Source organism: Caballeronia sp. dw_276, from assembly GCF_018449635.1.
GTDB lineage: Bacteria > Pseudomonadota > Gammaproteobacteria > Burkholderiales > Burkholderiaceae > Caballeronia.
Genome location: NZ_JAAVUV010000010.1, coordinates 223,436 through 249,703 on the forward strand (window position 1 = coordinate 223,436; position 26,268 = coordinate 249,703).

General features: G+C 58.6%; 26 protein-coding genes. 15 read left to right on the plus strand and 11 right to left on the minus strand.

The window, feature by feature from the left end:
• The first annotated feature begins 221 nt into the window (after positions 1 to 221).
• From HB633_RS21640 to HB633_RS21650, 3 genes are all read left to right on the plus strand, one after another.
• Positions 222 to 992, plus strand: a complete 771-nt coding sequence (locus tag HB633_RS21640; RefSeq protein WP_062168626.1) for a ferredoxin--NADP reductase — start codon at positions 222 to 224, stop codon at positions 990 to 992.
• Between the two features lie 362 nt (positions 993 to 1,354).
• On the plus strand, positions 1,355 to 2,752 hold the full coding sequence (locus HB633_RS21645; protein ID WP_213780187.1) for an amino acid permease: 1,398 nt from the start codon (positions 1,355 to 1,357) through the stop codon (positions 2,750 to 2,752).
• Positions 2,753 to 2,953: 201 nt separating this feature from the next.
• Positions 2,954 to 4,000, plus strand: a complete 1,047-nt coding sequence (locus HB633_RS21650; RefSeq protein ID WP_213780188.1) for an XdhC family protein — start codon at positions 2,954 to 2,956, stop codon at positions 3,998 to 4,000.
• A gap of 35 nt (positions 4,001 to 4,035) precedes the next feature.
• Here the strand turns inward: HB633_RS21650 and HB633_RS21655 are convergent, their stop codons facing one another.
• The gene (locus tag HB633_RS21655) at positions 4,036 to 4,788 is read right to left on the minus strand and encodes a hypothetical protein (RefSeq protein ID WP_255581048.1); all 753 of its coding nucleotides are present in this window, start codon (positions 4,786 to 4,788) and stop codon (positions 4,036 to 4,038) included.
• Between the two features lie 273 nt (positions 4,789 to 5,061).
• On the opposite strand from HB633_RS21655, the gene HB633_RS21660 reads away from it, so the two are divergent.
• Positions 5,062 to 6,183, plus strand: coding sequence for a PepSY domain-containing protein (locus tag HB633_RS21660; protein ID WP_213780190.1), 1,122 nt, complete (start codon positions 5,062 to 5,064; stop codon positions 6,181 to 6,183).
• Positions 6,184 to 6,226: 43 nt separating this feature from the next.
• Here the strand turns inward: HB633_RS21660 and HB633_RS21665 are convergent, their stop codons facing one another.
• The 3 genes from HB633_RS21665 to HB633_RS21675 all read right to left on the minus strand — a co-directional run bounded on the left by HB633_RS21665 (position 6,227) and on the right by HB633_RS21675 (position 8,481).
• Positions 6,227 to 6,952 (minus strand): PepSY-associated TM helix domain-containing protein, encoded by a 726-nt coding sequence (locus HB633_RS21665; protein WP_213780191.1) that lies wholly within the window; start codon positions 6,950 to 6,952, stop codon positions 6,227 to 6,229.
• Between the two features lie 183 nt (positions 6,953 to 7,135).
• A complete protein-coding gene (locus HB633_RS21670) occupies positions 7,136 to 8,200 on the minus strand; it encodes a serine/threonine protein kinase (RefSeq protein WP_213780192.1) in 1,065 nt (354 codons plus the stop codon).
• Between the two features lie 65 nt (positions 8,201 to 8,265).
• Entirely contained in the window at positions 8,266 to 8,481 is a 216-nt protein-coding gene (locus HB633_RS21675; RefSeq protein ID WP_056358497.1) for a hypothetical protein, read from the minus strand.
• 340 nt (positions 8,482 to 8,821) lie between these two features.
• Here HB633_RS21675 and HB633_RS21680 point away from each other — a divergent pair, with 340 nt between their 5' ends.
• The 4 genes from HB633_RS21680 to HB633_RS21695 all read left to right on the plus strand — a co-directional run bounded on the left by HB633_RS21680 (position 8,822) and on the right by HB633_RS21695 (position 12,679).
• On the plus strand, positions 8,822 to 10,057 hold the full coding sequence (locus HB633_RS21680; protein WP_346730346.1) for an MFS transporter: 1,236 nt from the start codon (positions 8,822 to 8,824) through the stop codon (positions 10,055 to 10,057).
• 235 nt (positions 10,058 to 10,292) lie between these two features.
• Positions 10,293 to 10,478, plus strand: a complete 186-nt coding sequence (locus HB633_RS21685) for a hypothetical protein (protein WP_047895389.1) — start codon at positions 10,293 to 10,295, stop codon at positions 10,476 to 10,478.
• 281 nt (positions 10,479 to 10,759) lie between these two features.
• Positions 10,760 to 11,542: a DUF1295 domain-containing protein gene (locus HB633_RS21690; protein ID WP_213780194.1), complete on the plus strand. Its 783-nt coding sequence runs from the start codon at positions 10,760 to 10,762 to the stop codon at positions 11,540 to 11,542.
• Positions 11,543 to 11,566: 24 nt separating this feature from the next.
• Positions 11,567 to 12,679 (plus strand): class I SAM-dependent methyltransferase, encoded by a 1,113-nt coding sequence (locus tag HB633_RS21695; protein ID WP_213780195.1) that lies wholly within the window; start codon positions 11,567 to 11,569, stop codon positions 12,677 to 12,679.
• Here HB633_RS21695 and HB633_RS21700 read toward each other — a convergent pair whose 3' ends face one another.
• Positions 12,680 to 14,137, minus strand: a complete 1,458-nt coding sequence (locus HB633_RS21700; protein WP_213780196.1) for an amidase family protein — start codon at positions 14,135 to 14,137, stop codon at positions 12,680 to 12,682.
• A 67-nt stretch (positions 14,138 to 14,204) separates the two neighbouring features.
• Positions 14,205 to 14,900: a dienelactone hydrolase family protein gene (locus HB633_RS21705; protein ID WP_213780197.1), complete on the minus strand. Its 696-nt coding sequence runs from the start codon at positions 14,898 to 14,900 to the stop codon at positions 14,205 to 14,207.
• Positions 14,901 to 15,510: 610 nt separating this feature from the next.
• Here HB633_RS21705 and HB633_RS21710 point away from each other — a divergent pair.
• Complete coding sequence (locus tag HB633_RS21710) at positions 15,511 to 16,656, plus strand: branched-chain amino acid ABC transporter substrate-binding protein (protein WP_056358475.1); 1,146 nt, start codon at positions 15,511 to 15,513, stop codon at positions 16,654 to 16,656.
• A 100-nt stretch (positions 16,657 to 16,756) separates the two neighbouring features.
• Here the strand turns inward: HB633_RS21710 and HB633_RS21715 are convergent, their stop codons facing one another.
• Positions 16,757 to 17,947: an MFS transporter gene (locus HB633_RS21715; protein WP_255581057.1), complete on the minus strand. Its 1,191-nt coding sequence runs from the start codon at positions 17,945 to 17,947 to the stop codon at positions 16,757 to 16,759.
• Positions 17,948 to 18,152: 205 nt separating this feature from the next.
• Here HB633_RS21715 and HB633_RS21720 point away from each other — a divergent pair, with 205 nt between their 5' ends.
• The 3 genes from HB633_RS21720 (at position 18,153) to HB633_RS21730 (ending at position 20,890) form a co-directional block, all read left to right on the plus strand.
• Positions 18,153 to 18,818 carry a pyridoxamine 5'-phosphate oxidase family protein gene (locus tag HB633_RS21720; RefSeq protein WP_213780198.1) on the plus strand — a complete coding sequence of 222 codons (666 nt, stop codon included), beginning with the start codon at positions 18,153 to 18,155 and terminating at the stop codon, positions 18,816 to 18,818.
• Positions 18,819 to 19,203: 385 nt separating this feature from the next.
• Entirely contained in the window at positions 19,204 to 19,509 is a 306-nt protein-coding gene (locus HB633_RS21725; RefSeq protein WP_056358470.1) for an H-NS histone family protein, read from the plus strand.
• Between the two features lie 196 nt (positions 19,510 to 19,705).
• A complete protein-coding gene (locus HB633_RS21730) occupies positions 19,706 to 20,890 on the plus strand; it encodes a cation diffusion facilitator family transporter (protein ID WP_213780199.1) in 1,185 nt (394 codons plus the stop codon).
• A 68-nt stretch (positions 20,891 to 20,958) separates the two neighbouring features.
• Here HB633_RS21730 and HB633_RS21735 read toward each other — a convergent pair whose 3' ends face one another.
• The 3 genes from HB633_RS21735 to HB633_RS21745 form a co-directional block, all read right to left on the minus strand.
• The gene (locus HB633_RS21735) at positions 20,959 to 21,417 is read right to left on the minus strand and encodes an Lrp/AsnC family transcriptional regulator (RefSeq protein WP_031357026.1); all 459 of its coding nucleotides are present in this window, start codon (positions 21,415 to 21,417) and stop codon (positions 20,959 to 20,961) included.
• A 94-nt stretch (positions 21,418 to 21,511) separates the two neighbouring features.
• Positions 21,512 to 22,162, minus strand: a complete 651-nt coding sequence (locus tag HB633_RS21740) for an exonuclease (protein ID WP_213780200.1) — start codon at positions 22,160 to 22,162, stop codon at positions 21,512 to 21,514.
• Positions 22,159 to 22,803 (minus strand): MBL fold metallo-hydrolase, encoded by a 645-nt coding sequence (locus tag HB633_RS21745; protein WP_213780201.1) that lies wholly within the window; start codon positions 22,801 to 22,803, stop codon positions 22,159 to 22,161. Before HB633_RS21745 ends, HB633_RS21740 begins: the two co-directional genes overlap by 4 nt.
• A 674-nt stretch (positions 22,804 to 23,477) precedes the next feature.
• Here HB633_RS21745 and HB633_RS21750 point away from each other — a divergent pair.
• Positions 23,478 to 24,104 carry a septal ring lytic transglycosylase RlpA family protein gene (locus HB633_RS21750; RefSeq protein WP_213780202.1) on the plus strand — a complete coding sequence of 209 codons (627 nt, stop codon included), beginning with the start codon at positions 23,478 to 23,480 and terminating at the stop codon, positions 24,102 to 24,104.
• 55 nt (positions 24,105 to 24,159) lie between these two features.
• On the opposite strand, the gene rsmI is transcribed toward HB633_RS21750, so the two are convergent.
• Complete coding sequence (rsmI, locus tag HB633_RS21755; RefSeq protein ID WP_213780203.1) at positions 24,160 to 25,071, minus strand: 16S rRNA (cytidine(1402)-2'-O)-methyltransferase; 912 nt, start codon at positions 25,069 to 25,071, stop codon at positions 24,160 to 24,162.
• Positions 25,072 to 25,110: 39 nt separating this feature from the next.
• Between rsmI and HB633_RS21760 the strand changes: the two genes are divergently transcribed.
• Both HB633_RS21760 and HB633_RS21765 read left to right on the plus strand, forming a co-directional pair.
• Positions 25,111 to 25,497, plus strand: coding sequence for a YraN family protein (locus HB633_RS21760; protein WP_213780204.1), 387 nt, complete (start codon positions 25,111 to 25,113; stop codon positions 25,495 to 25,497).
• 166 nt (positions 25,498 to 25,663) lie between these two features.
• Entirely contained in the window at positions 25,664 to 26,251 is a 588-nt protein-coding gene (locus tag HB633_RS21765; RefSeq protein ID WP_213780205.1) for a phosphoheptose isomerase, read from the plus strand.
• The last annotated feature ends 17 nt before the right edge of the window (positions 26,252 to 26,268 follow it).

Sequence of the window (26,268 nt, forward strand, 5' to 3'; positions counted from 1 at the left end):
TGCGGAACATTCGCTCCGGGCGCGAGGGCCTTCGTAGTTTTCGCAGTTACAGGCCCGGTTTGAAGCGTGCTGCCGGACTCCGGCGCGTGCCCGCGTGAACAATCTGCAGCATTGCTTTCGTTGCGCCTTTAAGGTGTTGTCGTCGCAATCGTGCCCAGTTGTCTGAACGGTCACCGGCACGCACCACTGCGCCGCCCTGATTCCGCACTATCCATGAAGCCATGAGCAACCTTAATCCTCAAACCGTTCTGAGCGTCCACCACTGGACCGACACGCTGTTCAGCTTTACGTGCACGCGCGATTCCGCTTTCCGTTTCGAAAACGGGCAGTTCACCATGGTCGGCCTCGAGGTCGACGGCAAGCCGCTGCTGCGCGCCTACAGCCTGGCGAGCGCCAACTACGAAGAGCATCTCGAGTTCCTCAGCATCAAGGTTCAGGACGGTCCGCTGACGTCGCGCCTGCAGCACTTGAAAGTGGGCGATCCGGTGCTGATCGGCAAGAAGCCGGTGGGTACGCTGGTCGCCGACAATCTCCTGCCGGGCAAGACGCTGTGGCTTCTCTCGACCGGCACGGGCCTCGCGCCGTTCATGTCGATCATCAAGGACCCGGACGTCTACGATCGGTTCGACAAGATCGTGCTCACGCATACCTGCCGTTTTGTCGATGAACTCGCGTACAAGGATTTCATCACCGAGCATCTTCCGGCGCACGAGCACCTCGGCGAACTGATCCAAGAAAAGCTGGTGTATTACCCGACGGTCACGCGCGAAGAGTTTGCCAACCGCGGCCGGATCACGGATCTGATCGAAACGAAGAAACTCTTCTCCGATCTGGACGTCGCGCCGTTCTCCGTGGAAAACGATCGCGTGATGCTTTGCGGCAGCCCGCACATGCTGCGCGACACACGTCAAATTCTCGATGAAATGGGCTTCCAGGAAGGCAGCAACAATCATCCGGGACATTACGTGGTGGAGAAGGCTTTTGTTGGCTGATTGATTGGCTGGTGAATGTTGGACAAGAAAACCGAAGCCTCGCGCTTCGGTTTTTTTGTTTGGCAGGGCATCAACCGCGCGGGATATGCAACGCACTATTGCGACAAAATGCCTCCGAAAGAGGCTTTTACTAGATATTCAGCTTACAAAAGTTGAACGTATTGAATTTTGATGTTTTTGAGCAATTTTTAGATATTTTTCCTCTAAACACGTTGCCCGGCGGAAGTCAAAATTCCATCACCCGCAACGTTTTGCGACGCATAGCGTCTTCTCTCCGATAAAATCTCCGGTTTTCCAATCGATTCTGCGCCGCCGATCCGGCGATCCGGCGCGCCGCGTCCGAGGTTAGGAGTTCCCTTTTCATGTCCCTGTTCCGTAAGAAAAGCATCGAGCACATGCTCGCCGGCGCGCAACGCGCCGGATTAAAAAAGACGCTCGGCGCGCTCGATCTGACGTTTTTAGGCGTCGGGGCGATTATCGGCACGGGGATTTTCGTGCTTACCGGAACCGGCGCCGTTCAGGCAGGACCGGCGCTGATGCTGTCGTTCATTTTCGCGGCCATCGCGTGCGGGCTCGCGGCGCTTGCGTATGCGGAATTTTCATCGACGATTCCGGTGGCCGGTTCCATCTACACGTACTCGTACGCCACGCTCGGCGAGCTGGCCGCGTGGGTGATCGGCTGGGATCTGATGCTGGAATATGGCCTGGCGACCTCCGCGGTGTCCGTTGGCTGGTCGGGCTATTTACAGTCCTTGCTCTCGGGCTTTGGCATTTCTCTTCCTACCGCGCTGACCGCCGCACCGGGCGCGGTGCCCGGGCAGTTCACGCTATTCAATCTGCCGGCGTTCCTGGTGATGATGGCGATTACGGCGCTGTTGTCGATCGGCATCAAGGAATCGGCGCGCGTGAACAACATCATGGTCGCGATCAAGGTCGCGGTCGTGTTGATGGTGATCGGCGTGGGCGTGTTTCATGTGACGCCGGCGAACTGGCATCCGTTCATGCCGAACGGCTGGGACGGCGTGTTCGGCGCTGCGGCCGTGATGTTCTTTGCGTTTATCGGTTTCGATTCCGTGTCATCGGCGGCTGAGGAAGTGAAGAATCCGAAGCGCGATTTGCCGATCGGCATCATCTCTTCGCTGGCGGTGTGCGCGGTGCTGTATGTCGCGGTGGCCGCAGTCGTGACGGGCATCGTGCCGGCCGCGCAGTTCGCGAGCATCTCGCATCCGGTTTCGTATGCGCTGCAGGTCGCGGGGCAACCGTGGGTGGCGGGTTTCATCGATCTGGGTGCGGTGCTCGGCATGTTGACCGTGATTCTCGTCATGAGCTACGGCCAGACGCGCATCATCTACGCAATGTCGCGCGATGGTTTGCTGCCGGCGCGGCTTTCGAAGGTGCATCCGAAATATGGCACGCCGTTCTTCACGACGTGGTTCGTCGGCATTTTCTTTGGTCTGATCGGCGCGCTCGTGCCGCTGAACGTGCTGGCGGAGCTGATCAATATCGGCACGCTGGCCGCGTTTTCGATGGTGTCGATTGCCGTGCTGGTTCTGCGTCGTACGCACCCGGATCTGCCGCGCGCATTCCGATGCCCGGGCGTGCCAGTCGTGCCCATTCTCGCCGTGGCGGCGTGTTTGTTCCTGATGATTAACCTGAGAGCCGTGACGTGGGTTGCGTTTATCGCCTGGCTTGCGATCGGGCTGGCGATTTACTTCGGATATTCGCGCCGGCATTCAAAACTGGGGCGCGGGACGGAATAAGCGCTCCACCACGAACCTGTGTTGCAGGCTTGCGCCGCCCATCGAGGCGGCGTTTTTACGTCGGTGCCGAAGCGGCAGTAACATGAGCGGGCATTCCGGAGCTGTGCTTTACTTTGGTTTCGAAGCATTTACGGCACTGGTCTGACTCGGTAAAACGAAATTCAGGCGACAGCCAGCAGCAACGGTGAAGAAGGGGAAAACATGGACAGCGTGGATCTCGAAGTCCTGAGAAACAGTGCGCGGTGGCTCGAACGCGGGCACCGCGTATTGCTGGTGACGGTGGTCAAGACGTGGGGCTCGTCACCACGGCCGGAAGGCGCAATGCTTGCCGTGCGCGACGACGGCGCGGTGATGGGATCGGTGTCGGGCGGGTGTATCGAAGATGATTTGATTGAGCGCGTTAGGCAGCGCGGGATTGAGCAGACGAAACCCGAGAGCGTGAAGTACGGAATCTCGGCGGAAGAAGCGCATCGATTTGGATTGCCTTGCGGCGGCACGATTCAGCTCGTGCTGGAACCGTTGTCGGCGGCAAGCGGCATTGCTGAATTGTGCGAAGCGGTTCTCGCCGGAAAGCTGGTGACGCGCACGCTGAGTATGGATAGCGGCGCGGTCAGGCTCGAGCCGGCGCAGGAAACTGACGGCGTCGTTTTCGATGAAACCACGCTCTCGACCATTCACGGGCCGCGGTACCGGATGCTGGTGATCGGCGCGGGACAGTTGTCGCGATATTTGTGCAGCATCGCGGTTGGGCTGGATTACCACGTGACCGTGTGCGATCCGCGCGAGGAATATACGGACGAGTGGGACGTGCCCGGGACGAAGATCGTGCGCACCATGCCCGACGATACCGTCACGGAAATGAAGCTCGATGAACGTTGCGCGGTGATCGCGTTGACGCACGATCCGAAACTCGATGACCTCGCGTTAATGGAGGCGTTGAAGACGCCGGCGTTTTATGTCGGCGCGTTGGGATCGCGGAAAAATAACGCGGCGCGAAGAGAACGTTTGAAAGAGTTCGATCTCTCCGACGCCGAGTTATCGCGTTTGCATGGACCGGTCGGGATTTATATTGGCAGCAGGACGCCGCCGGAAATAGCGGTATCGATTCTTGCCGAAGTGACGGCTGCGAAGAACGGCGTTTCCTTGCCGACAATCCTGCAAGTCGAAGGCGCGAAGGCTGCGCGGGAACTCGAAGGAGGTGGCGAGGTTTGCGGGATTCAAGAGGGTGTGGGTGTTGCCGCGCATTGAACAGGTCGAAGCCTAATTACGCGCGGCGCGTTTTTTTAGCTTACTTTGCCGTTGAGTTGCATGGCTCGAAGATATTTTCCCGACACCTCCGACGCGCCGTAATGCACGACGGTCTGATCGATCAACGCCCATATTGATAATCCCGCTTGACGTGCGCGCAAGCAGAAGGACACGTCTTCGCCAAGATAGACACCGTCCTCTTCGATGGTCTCGAAGAAACCGTAGAACTTTCCGCTGGGTATCATCGATTCATATTGTTTCGGCGGCGAATAGCATTCCGTAAAGGGTTGCGTGACTTCGAACGCTTCCCGTTGAGCGAGGAAAACGCCGGTGCCAATATGCCGCGCTTCAGCAAATCCATTACGAAAATCGATATCGCCATTTGCATTCACAACAGGTGCAAATGTGTAGTCGGCGTATTTCTCGAGCCAGTCGCGCATTGTTATACCGGTATCCTCGGTTGTGATCGCCCGGTCCAGATTGAAACGCCGGAACGGATAGGCGACGCCCGTTACGGGTTTGTTCGCGGCCAGAAGTTTGATGACGGCTTCGGCGGGGAACTTCATGTCGGTATCGAGGAAAAGCAGATGCGAAAATTTAGGATAATTAAGGAAATAGTTGGCAAAGAAGTTGCGCGCCCGAACGATTTGCGATGACGCGACGTGCAACAGTTCGTAGCTCGATCCTGAATCGGTCAATGCACGCGTCAGATCGAGCAGCGAAAAGGCGAAATTGACGTGGACTTCTTCGCTGTAGGTGGGGAGGCAGATTAGAACGTGGTGGGCCATGGATGTATCCATTTTTTAGGATGATCAAGTTTGCTCTTTCGGCGCTTGAACGGGCGAACTCGATCAAAGAAAAGCAGGTTAGCGATGCAAACGATGTTTTGAACGTTGCGGCGTGAGCAATGTTCGCGTGGCCGAAAGCTTAATAGGACGGATCGCGTTAGGACCCGGATCCAAAGGTCATAATTTGATGAGATGCAGGGAGCGCCGCGCGAGCTTATATAATAATGATTCTCATTTGAATTAACGGCGTCATCGCGCGGAAGCCTCAGCCTCATGCTCACCCCCCAATCCCTCCGCACCTGGTCGTTTGTCCATCGATGGACGAGCATCGTGTGCACGGCCTTTATGCTCTTGCTGTGCCTCACCGGTTTGCCGCTGGTTTTCGGCCATGAACTCGATGTGCTACTCGGCGACGCCATCGAAGCCCCCGAACTTCCGGCGAACCAGGCCAACGCGCGCGCAAGCTACGACGCCGTCCTGAAATCCGCGCTGGCAAAAAACCCGGGCCACGTGCCGCAATACATGATCTGGGAGCCCGATGAACCCATGCTGCCGATCATCGTCACCGCGCCGCGCGCCGATACCCCGCCCGACGACACCCAAAGCACGACCATCGATGGCCGCACGGCCCAAGCCTTAGGCGCGCCGCCAGGCAAGGGCTCGCTGAAATTCGTCCTGCTGAAACTGCACGTCGACATGTTCGCGGGCCTTACTGGCAAGCTGTTCCTCGGCGCGATGGGTGTGATGTTCGTCGCAGCGATTGTCTCGGGTGTGGTGGTCTATCTGCCGTTCTGGAACAAGGTCGGACTAGGCCGCGTGCGTATGAAAAAATCGCGGCGCATTGCGTGGCTCGATGGTCACAACGCACTCGGCATGCTGACGTTGATCTGGGCGCTGCTCGTCGGCGCAACGGGCTCCATCAACACGCTCGCCGATCTTCTGCTCGACGCCTGGCGCAACGACCAGCTCGCGCAAATGCTTGCGCCGTACCAAGGCAAGCCGCCGGTCGTGGCTACTGCGTCCATCGATGAAGCGATACAAACCGCGCGCAACACAGCGCCATCGATGATCCCTTCATTTGTAGCGTTCCCCGGCACGCGCTTCAGCAGCCCGCATCACTACACGGTGTTCATGCGCGGAGACGGGATCTTGACGACGCGGATGCTGCGCCCGGTTCTTATCGATGCGGAAACTGGCGCGCTCACCGACTCGCGTGAATTGCCGTGGTATCTGAAGTTGTTGCTCGGCTCGCAGCCGCTGCACTTTGGCGATTTCGGCGGCATGCCGTTGAAGATATTCTGGGCAGCGTTCGATGTACTGACGATCATCGTGTTGGGAAGCGGCTTGTATTTGTGGCTCTCACGTGGCAATAAAAACAAAGCCAAGCCTGCATAAAAAAACCCCGCGCAAAGGCGGGGTTTGTCTTCATTCAAAGCTTTTACGTTAACCCCATCCAGACCATAGCGACAATCGAAGCGCCCACAATCACCGCGCCCACGGTCTTGCGTTTATTCAACTCGGTCCACAACAACACGCCGGTCAGCGACAACAAGATGATACTGCCCGCGAGCGTATCGATCAGCAGCACCCAACCCACGCTCAAGCCAACGCCTTTGTGCAGATTGCTCATGGTCGAGAGAAAGCTGTTCTCGCTTTTCTTCACCGATACAAACCCGTTGCCCACCCAATATTCCGCCGTAACGGACCCACTCGGCGACGCCACCGCCACGGTCCATTGTTCAGGCTGCATGGTTTTCTGGTCGCCCCAGCCGACCGTGTGGGCCGGTTCGCGTTTTGCGCGGCCGAGATTGCCTTCGATCTTCAGTTCTTTCTTGAGCCATTTGCCGAGGTCCATCGGCGACTTGAGGCCTTGGGCGGGGAGCGCCAATTGCATTTGCGAGACTTGCGGTTCGCCGCTCGATATTCTCAACGGCCCGGCGCGATGATTCAGCAGAAAACCAGTCGAGCCGAAAAGAAGCCCGAGCACCGCGCCCCACAACCCGACCCATCCGTGGACTTTGCGCAGCCATTTGATAAACGTGGCGCGGCGCGAGCGCTGTTTGCGGGAAATCTGTTCGGCGTCGTCGATGAGCCTTCCGCCGTGCGGCGCGTACTGCATCGTGGTCGCGTTGGTCGCGGGATCAAGGGTTTCGGGCGCGTTCACGCGTCTCTCCAATCATGCAGTTCAGGGGAAAACGGGATGGTTCAGCCAGACCGATGCAGGCAGACACGCATCGACAGGATCAATTCTCGAATGAGAATTGTTATCATTACATGTCGAATTGTTTTGTTCAACGAGTTTGTAAGGAGAAGGGCGCGAGCGCGCCGTTCTTGAAAATACGAAGAATTACAAGGGCCAGAGCGGCCCTTCTTCCATCGCGCCACATTGTTCTCGTAATTCGAGAATCCGGTCTTCCCAGTAGCGTTGTGTGTTGAACCACGGGAAGGCGGCCGGGAAAGCCGGATCGTTCCATCGACGCGCAAGCCACGCCGCATAGTGAATCAGCCGCAAGGTGCGAAGCGCCTCGACCAGATGGAGTTCGCGCGGCTCGAAATCGCAGAAATCCTCGTAACCGGCGAGCAAATCGCCGAGCGCCCGCGATGCCTCCACCCGATCCCCCGGCAGCAGCAGCCACAAATCTTGGATGGCGGGCGCCATGCGGCTATCGTCGAAATCGACGAAATGCGGTCCCGCATCGGTCCATAACACGTTGCTCGGATGGCAATCGCCGTGAAGCCGGATGCTTTTAATGTCGCCGGCGCGGTCGTAGCAACGCTCGACGCCTTCCAGCGCCATTTTCACGACGGTTTCATAGGCTTCGCGAACATCGTCTGGCACGAAACCGTGCGAGAGCAGGAAGTCGCGCGGCTCGTAGCCGAATGTCTGGATATCGAGCGATGGCCGTTCAACGTACGGCTTGATCTGCCCGACCGCGTGAATCCGCCCGATAAACCTCCCCAGCCATTCCAGCGTCTCAGGCCGGTCGATATCCGGCGCGCGTCCGCCGCGCCGCTCGAAGATGGAAAACCGATAACCCTCGAAGGTATGCAGCGTCGCGCCGTTGATCGTGCGCGCCGGGACTGCGGGAATTTCGCGCTCGTAGAGCGTGCCGACGAACGCATGCTCTTCGAGAATGGCGGCATCGGACCAACGTTCCGGCCGATAAAACTTGGCGACCATCGGCGGCCCGTCTTCCATGCCGACCTGATACACGCGGTTTTCGTAGCTGTTGAGGGCGAGCATGCCGCCGTCGGTGCGTTCGCCAAGCGGCATCAGGACGCTGTCGAGCGCGTCGAGTACACGTTCGGGCGTGAGATCGGCGAAGGGAGGGGCGGGAAGATTGGCGTTGTTGCCCAGGGAACCGGAGTTCTCGTCTGGCGCGCGCGATGCATCGGAATGGTTCGGGTTCATTCCAGCATTGTGACGCGCATCGCCGGAGGAAACATCAGCAATGCGCGCTTATATTACCAACGCGTTCAATGCATGAGCACGTTGCTGCTCGGCCGGACAAGTTCGCCGGTATCGATGAGATCTTCGAGGAAGAACGGTTCCGTATTGAGCAATTCGGACGTGCCGGGTTCGTCGGCGTACCAGGCGACCATGGCCATGTCGCCGAGAATCCGCATGACGATGCCGCGTGCACCTTGCGGCACGGCGATATGGACGGAGCGAACGATTGAACCGATTTGCATGATGACTCCCCGAAATGTGCCGGCAGATACGTGGTGATGTGATGCGTGCCGGTCGGTTCTGGATGAAGCACAGAATTTTAAGCTCCGTGCACGGGACTGCAATGCCGCGCGAGACTCCGTAGATGCCTTGTTAATCGCGGCGTATTCCAATGATTTCGGCTCAATGGTGGTTCTACTTTAGCGCATCAGTTCTGCTTGGGTTCAACTCTGCCGTCGTTTATAGACGACGAAAACGCAAAACACGACGCGATGAAAGTTTCTTGAAAGCGTTAAGGCCGTGTCCCGGCGAGACACTTTTGTTCCCGGTATGGTTACGCGTTTCGCTATCGGACTTTTCTTTGTGACCTCATCGCCGGCGCACAAGCTTTCCATCGATCCAACGCCTTATCTCGAACGCGGATCGCGCGCTTACTGGCACGCTTCGATTGCGTTGCTGTTTGCAGGCTACGCCACCTTCTCGCTGCTTTACTGTGTGCAGCCGCTCCTTCCCGAGTTCACCAAATCGTTCGGTGTGAGCCCGGCGCAGAGCGCGCTGTCGGTATCGGTGGCGACTGCCGCGCTTGCCATCGCGATCTTCGTTGCGGGCTTTGTTTCCGAAGGATGGAGCCGGCATAAGTTGATGACCTTGTCACTGACGATCTCTTCGCTCTTGACGATCGTCGCGGCGTTTTTGCCGAGCTGGCACGGCCTCCTGATCGTGCGCGCGCTCGAAGGGCTCGCGCTCGGCGGCGTGCCGGCCGTCGCCATGGCGTATCTCGCGGAAGAAGTGCATCCCGATGGCCTCGGCCTCGCGATGGGCCTTTACGTTGGCGGGACGGCAATTGGCGGCATGTCCGGGCGCGTGATCAGCGGGATTCTCGCGGACTTCTTTTCGTGGCGCGTGGCAATCGGCGGGATCGGGGTGCTGGGCTTGCTCGCGACACTCGCGTTTCGTGCGTTGTTGCCGCCGTCCAGGCGCTTCGTGCCGCGCGCGGGGATGGGTTTCACGCATCATCGGACGGCGTTGACAGGGCATCTGAAAAACCGCGGCTTGCCGTTCCTGTTCCTGATCGGCTTCGTGCTGATGGGCAGCTTCGTCACGATATACAACTACGTGGGGTATCGGCTGATCGCCTCGCCGTTCAACCTGAGTCAGACGGCAATCGGCGCGATCTTCGTGGTGTATCTGACGGGCGTGGTGGCGTCGCCATGGTCCGGCAAGATGGCCGATGTTTTCGGCCGTGGCCGCGTGTTGATCGCAGCGCTCGCGTTGATGATCGCCGGCGTGGCGATGACCTTGTCCACGTCCCTGCCGGTGGTGATCGTGGGTATTGCGGGCATGACTTTCGGGTTCTTTGCGGGGCACTCGGTCGCGAGCGGCTGGGTCGGCTTGCTCGCGAAAGGCGCGAAAGGGCAGGCAGCCGCGCTCTATTTGCTCGCGTATTACATTGGGTCGAGCGTGCTCGGTTCGTGGGGCGGCCATTTCTGGACCATCGATGGCTGGCGCGGCGTGACGGGTCTCGTTTTTGTCTTGTTGGTTATCGGGCTGGGCGGCGCGGAATTTTTGCGTCGGCGCGAGAGGCGAACGGTCGTTTAGATTCGCGCGCGAATGTAACGAAAGTCCTTTGTAACTTTCTTCATACAAGGGTTATTCCGTATCCGCTTAAAACAACGCCGCGCCAGCCCCGTCAGGCAAGGCGCGGTGTCTACATGCCGCGTGAGATGGCGCGCTGCAGCATGTTTAAAGCCAAAATCGCGGCCTATACTCAAATCGAACGTGCGACGTTCCACGCATTCAGGTGGACGCTGAGCACGGACGATGGGAGACGAGTATGACCACCTACTTCACGATCGGCGACTTCATCCTGATCATCCCGATGGCGCTCGCGGGGATTCTCTTTCTCGGCGCTGTTCCTTGCGCCACGCAGTTCCGCAAAAACACGTTGCGCGTATTTGGCGCATTACTTGGGGTGCTGGTTGCATTCTTGTTGGTTGAGGGATTACCGGCGCTGGTTTAGACGCCTGAAACTCTCAAGCGCGGTGAACTGATTCACTGAGATTGCCGTGCACGTTGGACAGGAACTCGACGCTGACACGGCGTCGTTCCTGCGTTCTCGCCTGGCGCTGCGGGAATGTCCCATGCTCACGTTCCTGACGTCCGTCACGAACGTCGACCGTTGATACGCTCCCTCTTCAAGACTTCCGCGCATCCGCCCGATGACGGCGTGCGTAAATAGAGCCAGTCGCTGTCCCAGTCGATGCCATTCAGCTTCAACGATAAAAAGACATCGAGGATTTCATGCCCTTGCTCACCGTTGCCGTCATTGCGTTTGTTGCGCTCATCGCTATTTTCACGGCGGTGTGGGCGTGGCAGGTCAAATCGAAGAATGCCGGAATGATCGATCCCATCTGGGCGATGTCGCTCGGTCTGCTTGCCGTGTTTATCGCGGTATTCGCGCAAGGCGAGCTGCATACGCGGGTTATCGTGGGGATTGGCGGACTTGTTTGGGGCATGCGGCTCGGCCTCCATTTATGGAAGCGCAACGCCGGTCACGACGAAGACCCGCGTTATCACAAGTTTCGCGAGCAATGGGGCGCCGACGCCAACAAGAAGATGTTCTGGTTCTTCCAGCTGCAAGTCGTCATTTCGATGCTGCTGTCCATCGCGTTCTTCGTTCCGGCTTATCGCATGACGCCGCCGGGCGCGCTTTGGGTTGCGCTGGCCGTGCTGATCTGGGTTGTATCGATTGCCGGCGAAGCGCTTGCCGATCATCAATTGCACGCGTTCAAAGCCGATCCGTCCAATCACGGCAAGGTCTGCCGCGCGGGCTTGTGGAAATACTCGCGGCATCCGAATTACTTCTTCGAGTGCGTGCATTGGGTTGCGTACATTCCGTTGGCCGTAGGTAGCGGATCATGGATCATCGCGATGCTTTTGCCGCCGGTCCTGATGGCGTGGCTCTTGATGAAAGTATCGGGCGTGCCTATGGTGGAAGCTGAGTCCGCTAAAAAACGCGCGGGATATGCCGATTACATGCGTACGACCAGCGCATTGATTCCATGGCCGCCGCGTCAGTCATAAACAATAATAGCGAGGAGTATTTCCATGAGCGACCTGTCATCCCAAGCGGCCATGCCAAAGCCACAAAAACAGGAAGCGCCGCCGGACGGCCGGCTGATCGACTGGTGCGAACGCGGCCGGCTTCCGGATTCACTCGTGCGTCTGGGAATGCGCCGGTTGATGAAACAGCGTCTGCGCGATGAAGGTTTGAACGATGGCGAAGCGCGTTCCAAGCGTTTCAATCGTTTGGTCGACGAACTGCGCGCAAGCCCTATCGCTATAGAAACTCAGGCCGCCAATACGCAGCATTACGAAGTGCCGGCCGGATTTTTTCACGGGCATCTGGGCGAGCATCTGAAGTACTCGTGCTGTTTATACAGAACGGGTAAGGAAACGCTCGATCAAGCCGAAACCGCGATGCTCGAAGAGTACGCGGTGCGCGCTCAGCTCTACGATGGCCAGCGCATTCTGGATCTCGGTTGCGGCTGGGGATCGTTGTCGTTGTGGCTGGCCGGGAAGTATCCGCATTCGCAGATCGTGGGTTTATCGAATTCGCGGGGGCAGCGCGAGTTTATTGAAGCGACGGCGGCCGAGCGCGGCATTACTAACTTGCGTGTGGTGACGGGGAATGTCGTTGAATATCAATTTGAGGCTGAAACGCTTGGCGAAGGTTTCGATCGCGTGCTGTCGATAGAAATGTTCGAGCACATGAAGAATTACCGCTTGTTGCTGAACAAGATTTCAGGATGGATGCGCGAAGACGCCAAGCTGTTTGTGCATGTGTTCGCGCATCGGACGCTCGCGTATCACTTCGAGGTGAAGGACGGCAGCGACTGGATGTCGAAGTATTTTTTCACCGGCGGGACGATGCCGTCGGAATCCCTGTTGCTGCATTTCCAGGACGACCTCACGATAGACCGCCAATGGTGGGTGAGCGGCACGCATTACGAAAAGACCGCGAATCACTGGCTTGAGAATCTCGACGCCGCTCGAGATGAGCTAATGCCATTGCTGGTTCAGACCTATGGCGCAGCCGATGCGCCCGTCTGGTTTCAGCGTTGGCGCATGTTTTATATGGCCGTCGCCGAGTTGTTCGGTTACGCGAAGGGCAATGAATGGGGCGTCGCGCATTATCGATTCTCGAAGCGGCACGGATGATTATCGTGCGACCATCAGCGCCGGCCGCTTGCTGAACCACGGCCGCGCGGTTTCGAGTTGCGCTGCGAGCCGGAACAACGTCGCGTCTTCGCTGCGGCGTCCAGCAAACTGCACGCCAATCGGCAGACCGCGCGCGTTCCAGTAAAGCGGCACGGACATCGCGGGCTGGCCGGTGAAATTGAACAGCTCGGTACATCCGGCCCAATCGAAAGCCTTCTTCGCCGATACCGCCAGCATCCTGCGCAACAACGACTCCACTGGAACCGCCGTCAACACGCCCATCTGGAAGCGCTCGAATTGTGTTGGCTGCTTCGCGCCAATCTTGAAAGGCGCGCCGGCGAGCGTGGGCGTGAGCAATACGTCGTAGCGCGACATCAACGCGTCCATCTTCGCCATGACCTGACGCTGCAATTCAAGCGCGGCGGGCAGATCCTTCTGGCCAATCGAACGGCCGATATGTGCCATTGCCCAAGACGCAATCTCGAAGTCCGCGCGTTTTGGCTTCTGGCCGCTGACCTTGTCGGCCTGCAGGACGATCTCTTCAGCGAGCACCGCCCACATCACGAGGAACGCGTGCGCGATGGCATCGAAATCGAGGCCGAACGAGGCAGGCTCGACGTGATGGCCGAGAGATTCGGCGAGTTTGGCGGCATCGTCGAGCGCGGTTTTTACATCCGCCGACAACCCCGCCGCCAATTGCGGCTCGGCCATATAACCGATGCGTAATGGCGCGCACGGCTCGCTGACCGCGCGGAAAAACGCGCCGCTTTGTCCCGTCGATGTCAGGTCGAGCAACAACGCGCTATCACGCACGCTTCGCGACACCGCATGATCCACCGATAAAACCCCCGGCGCCGGCAACGGTTGCGGCTGGACATCGTTGGATGGCTTGTAGCCGAACAAACCACAACACGATGCCGGAATGCGGATCGAGCCGCCGCCGTCGGCTGCGTGCGCGAGCGGAACGACGCCGCCCGCAACGGCCGCTGCCGCGCCGCCGCTTGAACCGCCTGGCGTGTAGTCGAGTCCCCACGGGTTGCGCGTCGGGCCGAACAGCTCTGGTTCGGTGTAGGGCATCTGGCCGATTTCCGGCGTGTTCGTCTTGCCGAAGATGTTGAGTCCGGCCGCTTTCGAGCGCGCCACGATCGGCGAATCTTCGCGGGGGATGTAGTGCTGGAAATGGCGGCTGCCCATGGACATCCGCAGGCCCGCGACCGGCGCGCCCAGATCCTTGATGAGGTAGGGCACGCCCGCGAGCGGACCGTCGGCGGGAAAGCCTGAACGGCTCGCGCGGTTGCGGGCCGCCTGGTAATCCGTGAGCACGATGGCGTTGATCGCCGGATTGACGGCTTCCGCGCGCGCGATGGCTGTATCGATAAGTTCGCGTGCGCTTACCTGGCCCGTACGTACAAGCTCCGCCAGGCCGATGGCGTCATGGTCGAGATACTCGGACTGCACGGCTTCCCCTGGTTTTATTGTTCCATCTGTTTGAGGCGGCCGTGCAGTCCGCAGCGCGAAAAGCCCGTTACGAATGCTCGCCGAGGAACGTCAGCGTGCGGCCGTGTGCAAGCGCCGAAGCCTTCTGATTGTACGAAGCACGATCCGTGCAATTGAACCCGTGGTCCGCGCCCGGATACGTGAAGACCTGCGCGTCTTTGCCGGCGAAGCGCTGCTTGACGGCATTCACGGCGTCGGACGGAATGTGAGCGTCCAGGTCGCCGTAGTGGAACTGGATCGGCGCCTTGACGTTGTCGGCCAGATCGAGTTGCGTGTGGATGCCGCCGCCGTAGTAGGCCACGGCGATATCGAACGAGCCCTTCGCCGCCGCCAGATACGCCAACCGGCCGCCCAGGCAATAGCCCACGCCCGCAACTTTGCCGTTCACTTCGGGCAATGCGCGCAAGGCAGCGGCGGCTGCGCCTACATCGGCAACGCCGGGGTCGAGGTCGAACTTGCCGTACAGCTCCATCGCCTTGTCGCGATCCGCGCCGTCATAACCCAGTTCCACGCGCGGCTGGATGCGCCAGAAGATGTCCGGCGCGAGCGCCACGTAGCCATCGGCGGCATATTGGTCAGCCACTGCCCGGATGTGCGAATTCACACCGAAGATTTCCTGGATGATAACCACGCCCGGGCCCTTGCCAGCCTTGGGCAGCGCGAGATAACCCTGGTAGCTTTCGCCGTTGGCGGGGATGTCGATCCATCGGGATGAAACGGTCATAGTGATGCTCCTGACTGATTGCCTAATGATAAGGGGCGCAAAAACACGGCGAAGAACACGCCGGAAAAAGCGGGAAAAAAGCGGCAAGGCAGTTTGCCACCATTCCATGCCGTTTGCTGGCGGACGTCCGGCTGTAAAGCGCCTGTAGGAAATCGCCCGGGCATGATGTCGTGGCGTACGTCGGTGTGGTTTTAGAAACGCTCTAGAGTTAATGCTCTTTTAAGTGTTTCGATTGATTGGCCTTGAGCGGCCGCGATAATACCGGCACAGTCCCATCAAACTAAAGAGAGGCCGCGCCGCTGCGGCGTCCACCCTCTGAAGAACCGCATGAACAGGGCGTTTGCGCACTGCACCAGCACATTTCCAGTGGCTTCTCAACTAGTCTCTTATTAGTAGCAACACCACTATCTTAAAAAACTTCCCCAAATTAATTTGACAACCCTACACTTGCGCGCAGTACGGATGGCGGCCGCCAAAAATGGCCGGCTGAAGGACTTGCCAAGTGCATGACGATGCATCCGGCGTGGTCGTCCACGGGGCTGAACCACCGTGATGAAAAGCGGGGCACAGGGCGACACCGTTGTTTTTGGGACCGAAACTGGAGACTTACATGAACACCAAGCTTCACAAATTGTTGCCTATCAGCGCTGCAGCGCTGCTGTTCGCCTCGATGGCAACAACAGCGATGGCCGACGAGACCGTCAAGATCGGCCACGTTGCACCGTTGACCGGCGGTATTGCTCACTTGGGCAAGGACAACGAAAACGGCGCGCGCCTCGCAGTTGAAGAAATCAATGCCAAGGGTCTGACGATCGGCGGCCAGAAGATCACGCTTCAACTCGATCCGCAAGATGACGCGGGCGACCCGCGCACGGCGACGCAAGTTGCCCAGAAGCTGGTCGACGACAAGGTCGTTGGCGTGGTTGGTCACCTGAACTCCGGCACGAGTATTCCGGCATCGAAGATCTATAGCGATGCAGGCATCGTCCAGATCTCCCCGTCGGCTACCAACCCGACGTACACGCAGCAAGGCTTCAAGACGACGTATCGCGTGGTCGCGACCGACGCTCAGCAAGGTCCGGCGCTCGCCAACTTCGCCGCCAAGACGATGAAGATGAAGAGCGTGGCGATCGTCGATGACTCCACGGCTTACGGCCAGGGTCTCGCGAACGAATTCGAAAAGACCGCCAAGTCGCTCGGCCTGAACGTGATGTCGCACGACGCGACCAACGACAAGGCTGTCGACTTCCGCGCCATCTTGACGAAGATCAAGGGTGAGAATCCTGACGCGGTGATGTACGGCGGCATGGACGCAACCGGCGGCCCGTTCGCCAAGCAAGCCAAGCAACTCGGCCTGCGCGCGAAGGTTCTGGCGGGTGACGGCGTATGTACGGAAAAGCTGGCTGACCTGGCAGGCGATGCAGCCGACAACGTAGTCTGCTCGGAAGCCGGCATGGCGCTCGAGAAGATGGAAGGCGGCCCGGCATTCGCGGCCAAGTTCCAGAAGCGTTTCGGTGCGCCGATCCAGATCTACGCGCCGTTCACGTATGACGCGGTGTACATCATTGTCGATGCAATGAAGCGCGCCAACTCGACCGATCCGGCAAAGATCGTCGCTGCAATGCCGAATACGGATTACAAGGGCGTGATCGGCGAAACGACCTTCGATTCGAAGGGCGACCTGAAGCACGGCGTGATCTCGCTGTACGACTACAAGGCAGGCAAGAAGACGCTGCTGGACGTGGTCAAGATGTAATTTCGCGGGCGGCGCGGCAATCGCTTTGATTTGCCATTGCGCCGCCTTCGATGATCCTCAGATGCAAAAAACGCGCTGATTGCGAAGTCAGCGCGTTTTTTTATAGCTTGAGTTGTTTCATCATCCGCGGTCCCACGAGCGCGATCAGCGCCGCGCAGGCCGCGACCACCGAGAGTCCGATTGGCAAAGAGCTGATCTGCGCCACACCGCCGATCAGCACCGGCCCGAACAGCAAGCCGAAGTACGCCAGCCCGGCGACCTGCGCGAGCCCCTCCGCCGGGCTCACACCTTCCACGCGCGCCGCCGCGGCGAACAGCACCGGCATCATGTTGGCGAGGCCCAGGCCCATCAGGGTAAAACCGGCCAGCGTCACGACCGCGTTCGGCAGGATCAGCGCCGCCACCATGCCGATAAACGCCAGTGCCGCGCTCGCGAAGATCAATTGCGGCGCGCCGAAGCGGGCGCGCACGGCGTCGCCGCCAAAACGGCCGGCCGCCATGCCGCCGGTAAATGCCGCGTACGCCGCGCTCGATAACGCCGGCGTTGCCAGCACTACGTCGCGCATATAGACGGTCGCCCAGTCGTACATCGCGCCTTCGGCGATCAGCGCGATCAGCGCCAGGGCGCCGAGCGCCCAGAGCGCGCGGGAGCGCCATCGATTCGACGACGATGAACCGTGAGCGTCGCTGACGTGAGGAACGTGCGGCAACACGTTAGGCATGGATACCAGCAGCACGATCAAGCTCACCCCGCACGCCAGCGCAAGATGTGCAACCGGCGGCAAGCCGTGCGCGAGCATTGCGCCGCCCGCTGCGGCGCCCGCCATCCCGCCGACGCTGAACATGCCGTGCAGCGACGACATGATCGGGCGCTCGAGTGCCTCTTCGACGGCGCTCGCTTCGGCGTTCATGGCGACATCGAGCGTGGCCATGCTGAAGCCGAACAGCGCCAGCACGAGTACCAAAAGCCAGTAAGACGGTGCGACGAGGATCAGCGCCCCGAACACCGTCATGCCGATACCGCCCGCCAGGCACGCGCGGCGCGTGCCCACACGGCCTATCCACGGGCCATTTGTCAGCATTGCGACGATCGACCCGGCCGCTACCGCCAGCAACGCAATGGAAAGCGCGCCGGGACTGAGGTGAAACTTATCGCGTACGGTGGGAACATGGACGCCCCACGACGCGTACAACATCCCCGCGATGAAGAAAACGGCCATGGTGGCGTACCGGGCGCGCTCACGCTTCTTGATCGGTAGCCTTCTGTGCGAGGCTTGCGCGGTATCGTGCAAGCCCGTGCGGGCGCTGGAAACTGATTCAGACACGGAAATCGCTCTCGTTATTTCTTCGTTTTGAAAGCCGGGTCAATACAGGCTGCTGCGTTTATTGCCCGACGAAGCTTTCGATTCTATCGAACGGGTCGCCGGCATGCATGTCTGAGCACATTGAGACGACTGAAGGTGGTTCGCCGATTTTCGCTTCGTTACGAGGTTCGCCTTGAATATCCCGTCGCACGCGCCTTTGCATCTGTTGCATCAGGCGGCCAATGGCACACTCGCCACGCATTCCCGCGAGCCGCACGGTTATCCGTATCCCACGGCGCTGCCTTTCGCGCCGACATCGGCGCACGCGCCCATGATCCTGATCAGCCATCTGGCCGAACACACCAGAAACCTGCAGTCCGATGCTCGAGCCGGCTTTCTCATCGCCCATTCAGCCAGCGATGCCATTCTCGAAGGCCAGCGCCTGACAATGCTCGGATCCTTTTCTCCCGCGCCGGCTAATTCCGTGGCTGAACTGTCACGCCGGTATCTTCGATATCACCCCGACGCCGCCCGTTATCTTGAACTCGGCGACTTCACGATCTGGGTGATGTCGATAGAACGAATGCGTTATATAGGCGGGTTTGGCGCAATGGGCTGGCTGGACGGCACTGTTCTTAACGAATCTGAAGCAATATCCGAAAAGAATGAATTGCAGCTTCTGGCATTATTTTCCGATTCGTCATCGCGCCCGCCGCAACTTGAACTAATCGGCGTGGACAAATACGGGTGTGATCTAAGAAGCTCAGGAGTGCGCAATCGTTTCACCTTCGATAAACCGAAAGAGTCGCAAGCAGAATTGAATGCGGCACTGATGGATTGTATTGAACGGCATAGGTGATTGTCTGAACTGCTGGCATCGCAAACGTGTGCCGTTATGTGCTGTTATGTCGCCTCATTACGAGATACGTTCACGGATTGAAGGGTTTCTTTCGCAACCTCGCATCGGATGGAAGGTTTAAGTGACATGTTTTAACACTATTCTCATTTTGTGAAAGATTTTCCGAATTCATTCAGAGATGTAAGTAGGATGAATGGAAGAGTTTGCACCATTTAAAGAATCGCACCAAATGTTACGCACACCTGTTCGGCTGAATCGATTTAATTCGAATGTGTTGAAACGCGCATAAAGCCGTGGTTGTGTTAATCTGCGATCCATTGAGAGGCTTTACAATATATCCCAAGCGGGCACTTGACTCGTACACTGCAAACCAAAGGAAAACATCATGCCGTCTTACAAGGAACTTCTCGCGCAGCGCGAAAATCTCGAACGACAGATTGAAGAAGCGAAGTCGCGGGAATATGCTGAAGTTCTCAATGAAATCAAGCAGAAAATGACCGACTACGGGATCACGCTCGCCGAATTGGCTGGTGGTCGCGGCGGTAAAAATCTGAAAAATGCATCACGTCCGCGTGCTGGCGTGGCGCCTAAGTATCGTGATCCGGATAGCGGCAGCACGTGGTCGGGCCGCGGCAAGCCGCCCAAGTGGATTGCCGGTCAGGAGCGCGACAACTTCCTGATCCAGAAGTAAGGTCTTTCATATTAAAAAAGCCGCACGCGTAAAGCAGTGCGGCTTTTTTGTATCTGAAGTGGATTCGACAGCTGACTGAGAACGCGTCCCGTTTCTTTTAAATTGATGATTTAAAAGGATTTTATTCTGTTTTGGAACGTCTGTTTGCTCTGGGCCTTGGTAAGATTGCTCGTACAAGGACTTTGAGCGTAATGAAATGTCTCTATCGACTGCGCGCGCCGCTGAGAAGCACGAGGTAGCGCGCAAAACCACTTTTACCAGCATCGTGCTCAATATGGTTCTAATGAGCGCGCAGATCGTTGTAGGCGTGTTCGCGCATTCTCAGGCGCTTATTGCAGATGGCGTTCATTCATTGGCCGATTTGGTGTCCGATTTTGTCGTATTGTTGGCAAACAAGCGAAGCGCTGCCGCCCCGGACGACGACCATAATTACGGTCACAGCCGTTATGAAACAGTTGCTTCATTATTTCTCGGTGCATTGTTAATTGCGGTCGGCATCGGAATGTTATGGCGCGCCGGCGAGCGCATCACCAATCTTCAAGACATTCCTGAGGTCCACGCGAGCGCGTTGGTGGTCGCAGTCATTGTCCTTGTTTCGAAAGAAGTTTTATTTCGATATATGTTGCGCGCAGCCGAGCGCGTCAGATCCGCCTTGCTCATTGCGAATGCATGGCATGCGCGTTCGGATGCGGCGTCGTCGCTGGTAGTGGCAGTCGGGATTATCGGTAGCATGGCGGGCTGGCGCCTTCTTGATCCGATCGCCGCCGCGATCGTGGGATTTATGGTCGCTCGTATGGGTTGGACTTTCGGATGGGATGCACTTCAGGATTTGTCTGACCGAGCTTTGGACCAGGTTGAATCCGAAAAGCTGCGTACATTATTAATCGAGACCCCAGGGGTGCGGGACGTGCACGAATTGCGCACGCGAAAAATGGGCGACCTCGCCCTGGTCGACGCGCATATTCTGGTCGATCCGCTGATCTCGGTTTCCGAGGGGCATTACATAGCCGAATCGGCACGTGCGCGTCTGCTTACGAATAGCCGCGTGGTCGATGCGCTAATTCACGTCGATCCCGAAAACGACGACATTAGTCCTGCTTCGGCACGATTGCCGACGCGTTCTGCGGCGAGCGACGCCGTGCGCAATGCGCTGAACGCTCAGGGAATGAGCTTCGATCAACTGAACCTGCATTATCTGAGCAGCGGATTTGAGATCGACGTGCTGCTTCCTTCCGATTCAAGCAACGATCAGATTGCGAAACTGCAGCAAGTGGATTTCAATGCCCTCAAGAACGAGCTTGGCGCACGTCACATCCGGCTTGCAAGGAGTTTGCGGCCAGACGCGCGGGAGACGCAGCACGCGGAAGATCTCCCGCGCTGAAGGCCCATCTTTAATACGCCAGCCGCTTGATGACCGGTGCGGCGCACGCTCGATGCACGACTTCTGGATCAGAGCGGCAATTGGGTATCGAATTTGATTTCGCGCAGTACTACGCTGGTCCGTACTTGCGCGACCGCCGGGATCTTGAAAATGCGGTCGTGAAGAAACGCGTCATAGGATTTGATATCCGGCGCGACGATTTTCAGGATGTAATCGGCTTCGCCTGTAGTGCTGTAGCACTCGGTCACCTCGGGGCAGGTGGTGATCTCGCGTTCGAATTGCTCGACGCCGCCCTCGGTATGCCGCGTAAGGTGAATATGCGCGAGCGCGCAAACATGCAAGCCCAGTTTTTCGCGATCGAGCAATGCCGTGTAGCGCTGAATCACGCCCGATTGCTCCATATCCTTGATACGCCGCCAGCAAGGCGTGCTGGACAGCCCCACTTGATCGGATATTTCTTGAACTGAACGCCGGGCATCCAACTGCAGGAGTCGCAGGATCTTTTGTGAGAACGTATCGAGAGTCAACTGCGCCTCCTTTCGGCCGTTACCAACTCCAATAGTAGAGGTGGCAGAAAGGATGCGCAATGTCAAACGCCCGTAGTGAGCAATATTCCCTAACTCATTGCCCAGACTGCGCGTTTTGTCCTTCGATGCTATTGCCGCCGGACGTTTCGCCAGCAGTCTTCAACACTGCCAGGGCGGCGCGCTGAGTGCGCAGCTCGGCCAGCATGTTGCAAAACAAAGCACCCTGTTCGATGGCGTCGTCGAGCGCCACGTGGGTGTGCGGGTGTTCGTCGAACCAGTGTTTCGGCAAACGTGGCTTGATGGCTTTTCGGTACGGAAGATCGGTCATCGCGAAAGCGAGTGTCTTGATGTCGAGCGCCGACCAGGAGAACGGACAGCGCTCGGCGAAGCGCATCATGTACCAGAACATGTACGTGAAGTCGAAGCCAGCCGGATAAGCTACGAACACGGGCTTGCCGGGGAGCGCCTCGACCCATTTCACGTAAGCCTGCATTGCAGGCAACGGTTGCTGCAGATCCGTCCGGCATGCGGCCCATGCCTCCGGTTGCGTTTTCCACCAGGCAGCCTGGACCGGGTGAGCGGTGGCGTCCTCGAGCGTTTCGAGATTAGCCGAGAACGTGCTGATCAGTTCCTTGTTTTCCGTATAAGCTGCCGACGCAAAACTGAGCATCGAATGAGGACCCGGGATCGGACCGTCTGCTTCGACATCCGTGCTGACGTAAATTTCAGGGATGGCGGTACTCATGCGGATTTCCTGTCGCCGACGTATGGATTCGTCCGGCGTTCGTGGCCAAGCGTTGAGGTGGGACCGTGTCCCGGCACGAACGTGACGTCGTCGCCGAGAGGCCAGAGTTTTTCGTGTACGGAGCGCACGAGATCGGCGTGGTTGCCGCGCGGAAAATCAGTTCGCCCGATCGATCCCGCGAACAGGACGTCGCCGACCAGCGCGAGCCGGTTTTCCCTGCTGAAGAACACCACGTGACCAGGCGTGTGGCCCGGACAGTGATAGACCTCCATGATTTCCTTGCCGAACTGCACGGTGTCGCCTTCTTCAAGCCATCGCTCCGGCGTGAACGCTTGTGCTTCGCCGAAGCCGAAGCGCTTGCTCTGCTCGGGCAACTGGTCGATCCAAAACGCGTCTTCCTTGTGCGGTCCGTGAATCACTACGCCATAGTGGTCAGCAATTGCCTTGGCACCGCCGCAATGATCGAGATGGCCATGCGTGAGCAGCACTTTCTCGATGGTTACGTCGAGTTCGGCAACGGCCCCGATGATCCTGTCAATGTCTCCGCCCGGATCCACGATCGCCGCGCGCCCGGTTGCCTCGCACACGACGATTGAGCAGTTCTGCTGGAACGGTGTCACGGGAATCAGGGTGACCTTCATGGTAGGAGCCGGGCGTGTAAAAGGTTCATTGTAACGGGCGCAAACAACGGTTGCGGCCACGTCACCAGCGTTAGCCGAGCGGCCTAGTCGTTGCCCAAAAAACAGGCAAACTCCGCAATTTTTACGCTTTTGGGGAGAATGCGTAACAAATTGTGCATCAAAGGGAGTCTTGCAAAAGCGTCTGGGTATAATCCGTTCACTTGTGCATGGTTTGAGCATGCCATCAATGGGCAAGTGAGAAGCGTCACTAGCGCTTTTTTACAATTGCCATCAAGTACGCAGTTCGAAGCAATCGCTTTGAAATCGCAATCAAGCATCGATTCCGATCGATGTACACGTCTTGTCCAGCCGGGTGCGATGTACCCGCTAACGGCCTTAGCTGCCGTAACGCTGGATGGGGCCTACGCCGCCGTTCCTGTGCTGTTTTATCGCGCAAGAACGTGTTTGCCACGTTCGATGGCGGCATGTGGGGTCTGGTCAGGCTGCCGGGGACAGGTTGCGCCAGACGTGAAAACTAACCGGGCATTTGCGGCGAGGTACGCCGTTCCCGTGGATACGCGCGTCGTTCGAATTATCGAGCGATGACTGCTGTCGCGTGGAAAGCCTTGAGCTGCCTAATACCGTCTGAAAAATATCTGACGGAACGGGCGGCTCGAACCGTTGATTACACGTCTATGAATGTACGACTCACTCGGCATTTCGGGAGTCTTTTTGTTGCAGCAATCCTGACGGGTTGCGCAATGCCACCCACCGGTGGCGACCAGGCCGGCATCCTGAACACGGGGACGCAGGTCACAAAGAACACGCCAATTCCGAAGTCCAGTTTTCCTCGCACTGCAGCACCACTGGCCTACGATTCCCAGCTGAACTCGATTCCGTCGTCAGCCGACAAGTCGTCTGACACTTCGTCGCTTGCCAACGCGAAGCCGATCACCGCCGGTCCGAACGTCAGCGACTTCGAGCAGCAAGGCCGCGCCTCCTGGTATGGCCGTGGCTTTCATGGCCGCAAGACCGCCAGCGGCGAGCGCTACGACATGCACGCAATGACCGCCGCACACCGGACGTTGCCGCTCGCCTCGTGGGTCCGTGTGACCAACGAAAGCAACAACAAGTCGGTGGTCGTCAAGATCAACGATCGCGGTCCGTACATCGGTAATCGTGTGATCGATCTGTCCTATGCCGCTGCGGCTGCCCTGGGAATGCGCGGCGCGGGCGTTGGAAAGGTGAAGATCGAGGGTTTGACGCAGCAGGAAGCGCGGCTTGCGCGGGAACAACTCGCATCGATTTCATCGACGGAATGATCGCCGTTATTCTCTGAGCATCACAAAAGACGGGCCGTTTTCCACGGCCCGTTTTCTATTTGGCGACGTCTTCATCTGTGTCTTTACCGCTGTTGCGCGCCTTGTCCATAGCAAGCGCACGCGTGTACAGGGCATTGCGCGATGCCCCCGTCAATGTGGCTGCCAGCCGCGCCGCGCTACTCACCGACAACTCTTCCAGCAAGGTCTCGAGCAACACGTCGTGCGCGTTCTCGGCGGCTTCCTGCTGCGGCGCCCCTTCCACCACCAATACAAATTCGCCGCGTTGGCGGTTGGCATCGGCGGCTAACCACGTTGGCCCTTCGGCCAGGGTGCATTGGTGAATGCTCTCATGTAACTTGGTCAGCTCTCGGGCAATCAGCAGTTTCCTGTCGCCGCCGAACGCACGTTCAAGCGCCTGCACGGTTTCCACTATCCGATGCGGTGCTTCGTAGAAAACGAGCGCCGGCGCGTGCGTGAGCAAAGAGTGCAATTGCGTGTCGCGCTGCTTCGTCTTGGTCGCAAGAAAGCCAATGAACGAGAACGTGTGAACCCACGCGCCGGCAACGCTCAACGCCGTTGTGAGCGCGCTTGCGCCTGGCAACGGAATGACGGGAAAGCCGGCTTCGCGCACAGCATCGACTAGTTTTGCGCCTGGATCCGAGATGCCTGGCGTGCCGGCATCGGAGACACACGCAATGCGTTCGCCATTGCGCAAATGCGCGATCACATGTTCGGCGGCGCTGCGCTCGTTGTGTTCGTGTACCGCGATGGTCGGCTTCGAAATGCCGTAGCGCGAGAGCAATTGCGACGTGTTGCGCGTGTCTTCGGCGGCCACCCGGTCGACCAGTCCAAGCACGTGCAGCGCGCGCACCGTAATGTCCGCGACATTGCCGATGGGCGTCGCGACTATGTAAAGCGCGCCAGCCGGAAACTGCTGGCCGTGGGCAAGTTCGGTGAGTGGAGTCATGAGGGCGGGTGGCATGCGAAGAGCGCATTGTGCCACGCGATGCAATACAACTTTTTGGGGAACGGGGTGTCGAAAACGATCGGAAGCGCGTTCGAGCAGCGCGCGCTGGAATATCTGCAGCGTCAGCGGCTGCGCTTTGTGACGCGCAACTTCGTGTGTCGTGGCGGCGAGATCGACCTTGTAATGCGCGAAATTGGCAGCACGCGAACGCTGGTATTCGTGGAAGTGCGCGCGCGGCGCAGCCGGCAGTTTGCAGCGGCCGCCGCGAGCATTGGCGCCCATAAGCAGCGGCGGCTCGTGCTTGCGGCGCAGCATTATCTGATGACGTGGCGTGGTGCGTTACCCGCGTGCCGCTTCGATGTCATTGCGTTCGACGCAGGCCGTATCGTCTGGTTGCGCGATGCCTTTCGTGCAGATATGTCGTGAAACTCGCGTGCATCTTGAGTATCGGGGACAACGAGTGCGGTAAACTGCGCGGAGCCTGAAACGCAGGGCCGCCGGAAGACCGGCACGCCGGCCGCCGGGCTCGCAAACCGCCGAAGTAACCCGCCACTGAACTACCGCGCAGGTCGCGGCCGATAACCGAGAGTCGATGTCCGTCGAACGAATCCAGCAGCATTTCCGCGAAAGTGCGACCGTCCAGCGCGAGGCAACCGATACGCTTGCGTTTCCTATTGCTGCTGCCATCGACGTGTTGTTTGGCGCGCTCGCCAACGGTTCGCGGATTCTCGCGTGCGGTAACGGGGGCTCGGCGGCCAACGCGCAGCGGCTCGTGGCAACACTCGTTGGCCAGTTCGAGCGCGAGCGTCCCGGCCTGCCCGCCATCTCGCTCGATGCAAACGCGGTGACGCTGACGGCGATCGGGAACAGTTCCGCGTTCGAGGAGATCTACTCGAAGCAAGTGCGAGCACTTGGACAGGCGGGTGACGTATTGGTCGTCATCTCCACGTCGGGCAACTCGGTCAACTTGTTGGCGGCGATCCAGGAAGCGCATGAGCGCGAGATGTTCGTCATTGCGCTGACGGGCAGCGGTGGTGGCGTGATCAGCGAAGTGCTCGCCGATACCGATATCCAAATCTGCGTGCCGTCCGAGCGGGCGGCGCGAATCCAGGAAGTCCATCTGTTAACCATTCATTGCTTGTGCGATGGCATCGACGCGATGCTGCTGGGCGACGAATGATCTCAAGGGGAACGAGT